This window comes from Catenulispora yoronensis (assembly GCF_039531695.1).
Classification (GTDB): Bacteria; Actinomycetota; Actinomycetes; order Streptomycetales; family Catenulisporaceae; genus Catenulispora; species Catenulispora yoronensis.
The window spans coordinates 1-512 of record NZ_BAAAQN010000258.1 but is presented as its reverse complement, the minus strand read 5'-3'; the positions used below and the strand labels follow the sequence as shown (position 1 = coordinate 512).

The following is a 512-nucleotide window of genomic DNA, read 5'->3' as shown; positions in this document are numbered from 1 at the left end:
CCAACGTTCATTTATCATTTCCCGGCGACTCAGGCCTCTTTAGCGCAGATCAGCCCGGAAGATCATCGGGTCGCTGAGCGCCTTGAGGTCTATTACAAAGGTATTGAGCTGGCGAACGGTTTCCACGAGCTGACCGACGCCCATGAACAGCGCCTGCGGTTTGAGCAGGATAACCGCAAACGCGCCGCGCGCGGCCTTCCGCAGCAGCCCATCGATAACAACCTGCTGGCGGCGCTGGAGGCGGGTCTGCCGGACTGCTCCGGCGTGGCGCTGGGCGTTGACCGCGTGGTCATGCTGGCGCTGGGCGCTGAAAGCATCGGCGAAGTGATCGCCTTTACGGTAGACCGCGCCTGATCGCTTTTTCACCTCCCTCCGCCGCCGGGTGGGGGAGGTGAAAGACGACTCTGGACCTGACACCCTCGCCCCGGCTTTAGCCCGAATACCCACAATTTCCCTCCGTGATTTTGCTACTATCCGCGCTCTTTTTATGAGGCCAGGCGTCGCTCGTCGGG

1 protein-coding gene is annotated in these 512 nt (G+C 61.7%); it reads left to right on the top strand.

Annotated features, from left to right (window positions below; genetic code table 11):
• A partial coding sequence (locus tag ABD481_RS47205) for an amino acid--tRNA ligase-related protein (protein WP_344672398.1) occupies nt 1-354 on the top strand: 354 nt, incomplete at its 5' end.
• Nucleotides 355-512: the final 158 nt, after the last annotated feature.